3 protein-coding genes are annotated in these 4,657 nt (G+C 71.0%); 2 read left to right on the forward strand and 1 reads right to left on the reverse strand.

Features of this window, described 5'->3' with window-relative positions; all coding sequences use genetic code 11:
- Nucleotides 1-1,266 (forward strand): esterase-like activity of phytase family protein (locus tag ABJK26_RS05945; RefSeq protein WP_347241361.1); only part of this gene is annotated, 1,266 nt, incomplete at its 5' end.
- A 172-nt stretch (nucleotides 1,267-1,438) separates the two neighbouring features.
- On the opposite strand, the gene ABJK26_RS05950 is transcribed toward ABJK26_RS05945, so the two are convergent.
- On the reverse strand, nucleotides 1,439-3,256 hold the full coding sequence (locus ABJK26_RS05950) for a polyphosphate kinase (protein WP_347241362.1): 1,818 nt from the start codon (nucleotides 3,254-3,256) through the stop codon (nucleotides 1,439-1,441).
- Between ABJK26_RS05950 and ABJK26_RS05955 the strand changes: the two genes are divergently transcribed.
- The coding region (locus ABJK26_RS05955; protein ID WP_347241363.1) for a Ppx/GppA phosphatase family protein at nucleotides 3,257-4,657 on the forward strand (1,401 nt) is incomplete at its 3' end.

Below are 4,657 nucleotides of genomic sequence, written 5' to 3' on the forward strand. Positions count from 1 at the left end.
TTTAGCCTAGACCTCGCCATGAGGACGCTTGGCTTCCTTTACCTGGCCCTTGGCTCCCTGGCCCTGGCCCAGGCGGTGGTGGGGGTTTACCCCCTTCCCCCCACGCCCATTCGGGCGCTCAACCCCCATCTCACCCCCGAGGAGGTGGAGCGGGCCCTGAGGGCGGGCTGGCCCACGGAGACGCTACCCTCCTTGGGTTCCGGTCTGGCCTACCTAGGCGGGGGGCGCTTCGTGGGCCTCACCGACCGGGGCCCAAACGGGGACTGCCCGGACGGCCGAGGCAAGTGGTTCCCCCTGCCACGCTTCGCCCCGGCCCTGGTCTTCCTGCGCCTCGAGGCGGGGGCCCTGAAGCTTGACCGGGCCCTCCCCCTTAAGAACCCCCTGGGGAAGCCCGTCACCGGACTGCCCAACCTTCCCGGGGAGGACAGGCCCTTCGCCGACAAGGCCTGCGGCGAGCCTCTGCCCTTGGACCCCGACGGGCTGGACACCGAGGACGTGGCCCCGACCCCCACGGGGGCCTTTTGGTTGGTGGAGGAGCACTCCCCTTCCCTCCTCTACGTGGACCCCGAGGGGCGCATCCAGGTTCGCTACGTGCCCCAGGGCCTCGGCCTCAAGGCCAGCTACCCTGTCCAGGAGGTTCTCCCTCCCATTCTTCGCCTGAGGCGCAACAACAGAGGTCTAGAGAACCTCGCCCTCTCCGCCGACGGCAAGACCGCCTGGGTGGTGTTGCAAAGCCCCATCGGACCCACCTCCGACCCGGGCTTCGCCGAGAGCCTGGTGGCCCGGGCGGTGCGCCTGGACGTGAGCGACCCCATGCGGGCCCGGGTTACGGGGATGTACCTCGTTCCCTTCTCCGATCCCAAGGACTACCCCAAAAAGAGCCTGCCCAAGGACATGATGTTTAGCGCCGCCCAGTGGGTGAAGGGGGAGCAGGTCCTCCTCCTGGAGCGGGCCAAGGGCGGGGCCCGGGTCTTCCTCGTGGACTTCGCCAAGGCCACCAACCTGCTGGAACACCCCGAGGGGCAGAGCGAGGCCCTGGACCGGGCGGGGGTGGACTACGGGGCCAAGGGGATCCGCCTGGCCGAGAGGCGCCTTGTCCTGGAGACCTGGCGCCTCAAGGAGGTGGACACGGCCAAGCTGGAGGGGCTCGCCCTCCTGGAGGACGGCCGAACCCTGGCCCTCATCAACGACAACGACTTCGCCATTGAAGGCGACGAGGGCCCCACCCGCCTTTGGCTGGTGCGCCTGGAAGAGGCCCTCCGCTAGGTCCCACTTCCCTCCCCCCTTCTCCGCCACCTCGGCCACCACCTCCCCCGTGGCCGGGCTGACCACGGGGAAGCGCGCCTTCAGGGGCCGCCAGACCCCGCCGATCAGGGCCTCCTTGGGGGCCTCCTCCAGAACCGGACGCATGGGCACCTCCTCCCCCCAACTTTACCCCCTAGGGGCGCTGGGCGTCGTGCTTTCCTCCCCAAAGCCGCTTTTCCCCCTCGGGGGTGAGGAGGAAGGCGTTGCGGTCGTCCTTGAGCTGGCGCTTCAGGACCTTGAGGACCTTGCGCTTCTCCTCCTTGCCGAGGACGGGGAAGAAAAGCTCGTACCGGTTCTGGAAGTTGCGGGGCATGAAGTCGGCGCTGGTGAGGTAGACCTGCCACTCCCCGCCCGCCCAGAAGGCCGCCGCCCGGGCGTGCTCCAGGAAGCGCCCCACCAGGCTCCGCGCCCGGAAGGCCGGGTGGAGGAGGGTGAGGGTGCTCCGCACCAAGAGGTCCACCCGGGCCCCCGCCTCCGCCGCCTGGACCAGGGCCTGGAGGATCTTTGGGTCGGTGAGGTGGTTGGCCTTGAGGATCACCCGCCCCTTGGGGTGGGCCTCGGCCCGGATGGACGCCAAGAGGTGGTCCCGGATGGCCTCCCCGGTCTTCAGGAGGGCGAGGGAGGGGGCCCTTCCCTCCTCCAAGGCCCGGAAGAAGGCCGCTACTTCCTCCACCACCTCAGGCCTCCCGGTGAAGAGGGAGAAGTCGGTGTAGAGGCGGCCGTTCACCGGGTTGTAGTTCCCCGTGCCCAGGTGGGCGTACCCCCCCTCCCGCCCAAGGAGGAGGAGGGCCTTGGCGTGCACCTTGCGCTCGGGGAGGGGCAGCACCTGCACCCCCGCCCTTAGGAGGCGGAGGTACCAGCGCAGGTTCAAAAGCTCGTCAAACCGGGCCCGGGCCTCCAGGAAGGCCCAGACCCGCTTCCCCGCCTGGGCCGCCCGGATCAGGGTTTCGGCCAGGGCGTTTTCCTCCCCGATGCGGTAGAGGGTGGCGAAGACCTCCTCCACCTGGGGTTCCAGGGCGGCCTGGGCGAACCTCTCCACGGCCTCGTAGGCGTCAAAGGGGTGGTAGAGGAGGACGTCCCGCTCCTTGAGCCGCTTCAGGGGGTCTTTGCTGAGGCCGCGGGGCTTCTTGGGGCGGATGGGGGGAAAGCGCCAGGCCTGGGGGCCCTCCTTGGCCAGGGCCTCCAGGAAGCTCAGGTCCAGGGGGGGCTTGAGGAGGAAGACCTCCTCGGGGAGGAGCCCCAGGGCCTCCCTTAGCCGGGAAAGCCAGGCCTCGGGGAAGCCCGCCTCGGCCACGAGGAGGGTGGGGAGGCCCTCCTGGCGGCCCTCGAGGGCCTGGGCGAGCTCGTCCCAGTCCGCCCGCTCCCGCTCGCTCTCCAGAAGCCTAAGGACGCGGAACTCGTAAAGGGGGGCCTCCTCGGGCAGGAAGAGGCCGCTTTTCGCCCGCATGAGGGCCCCGAGGCGCACGTAGGCCCCCTCCCGGCCCGGCACCGGGAGGAGCCTCGGGAGGTCCTGGGGCAGGCGCACGAGGTGGTCCTGGGAGGCGAAGTAGAGGGCCCCGTGGCTTACGTCCCCCGCGCTTTCCCAGGGGATGAGGTCGGTCTTGGGGGCCACGGCCTCGGCCAGGAAGACCCGAAAGTAGAGCCAGTCCATGTTGTCCAGCTCCGCGGGCTCCAGGATCCGCACCTTCGGGGCGGCCTCCTCCAGGAGGGCCCGGTAGCGCGCCTCGGCCAGGTGGGCCTGGGCCCGGGCCTCGGAAAGGAGCCCAAGGTGCTCCGGCGATCCCCTCGCCTTTAGGAAGGGCTTGGCGATGCGGGCGGCGAAGAACTCGTCCAGGTTCCGGTTCCATATGGCGAGAAAGCGCATCCTTTCCAAAAGGGGGAAGTCGAGCCGCTCGCTTTGGAGAAGTACCCGGCGGTTAAACTGGAGCCAGCTGGCCTCGGGGGTGCGCATTTGCTCAAGATTACGCCGGACCAAGGTCAGAAGGAGGTCAAGGCCCGGACCCTCGCGGTTCTGGACCTGGGCTCGGGCACCTTCCGCCTCGTCCTCTACGGCTACGAGCCGGGGCGGGCCTTCGCCCTCCTGGACGAGCTCCGAGAGCCCGTGGCCCTGGGGGAGGGCTTGGCCCGGGGAGCCCTCACCGCGGCCGCCCTGGAGCGGGGGAGGAAGGCCCTGCGGGCCTTCGCCAGCTTCCTTAAGGCGGTGGGCCCCGAGGAGGTGGTGGCCCTGGCCACGAGCGCGGTGCGGGACGCGGGAAACGGCGGGGCCATCCTAGAGGAGGCCCGCGGGCTCGGCTTGGAGCTTCGGGTGCTCCCTGGGGAGGAGGAGGCCAGGCTCGGGACCCTGGCCGTGGCCAACGCCCTGCCCTTCCCCGAGGCCCTGGTGGTGGACCAGGGGGGCGGGAGCGCCCAGGTGTCCCTCCTCCGGGGGCGGGCCTTCCGCTGGGGCCGGTCCCTGCCCTTGGGGGCGATCCGCCTCACCGAGGCCTTCCTGCGGACCGACCCCCCGGCCAAGGAGGAGGTGAGGGCCCTGGAGAAGGAGGTGGCGCGCCACCTCCGGGACCTGCCCCTTGAGGGCGGCCTCCCCCTCGTGGTCCTCGGGGGGAACCTGCGGGCGGTGGCCCGCCTCCACCAGCGGCGCCAGGGCTACCCCCTGGACCTCCTCCACGGCTACTACCTGCCCAAGGAGGGGGTGGAGGCCCTTTACCGGGACCTCCTCTCCCTCTCCTTCCAGGCCCGCCAGGGGCTTCCCGGCCTCGAGGCCCACCGGGCCCGGACCCTCCCCGCAAGCCTCGCCTTGCTCCGGGTCCTCCTGGCCCGCACCGGGGCCCCGGGCCTTTGGGTAAGCGGGGTGGGCATCCGTGAGGGGGTCCTCTTCACCCGCCTCCTCCCCCCACCCCATCTCCTGGAGGACCCCCGGGCCTTCGCCGTGGAGAGCCTCTTCCTGCGCTACCCCTTCGCCGAGGCCCACCGCGAGCGGGTGAAGGCCCTGGCCCTGGCCCTCTTCCAGGGCCTCCTCCCCCTCCACGGCTACGGGGAGGGGGAGCGGAGGCTTCTTTGGGAGGCGGCCCACCTCCACGACATCGGCATGGTCCTGGGCTACCGGGACCACCACAAGCACGGGGCTTATCTAGTGCTTTCCGAGCCCCTCTTCGGCTTTTCCCACCGGGAGCAGGTCCTCCTGGCGCTCCTCGTGCGCTACCACCGCCGGGGGAGCCCCGAGGCCAAGGGCTTTCGGGCCCTCCTCGCCCGCGGGGACGGGAAGCGGCTTAAGCGCCTCGCCGCCCTCCTCCGCCTGGCCGAGATGCTGGACCGCACCCGCTCGGGCCGGGTGCGGGGGGTCCGGGTGGAGCTA

It is taken from the genome of Thermus sp. (genome assembly GCF_039793865.1).
In the GTDB taxonomy this organism is placed as follows: domain Bacteria; phylum Deinococcota; class Deinococci; order Deinococcales; family Thermaceae; genus Thermus.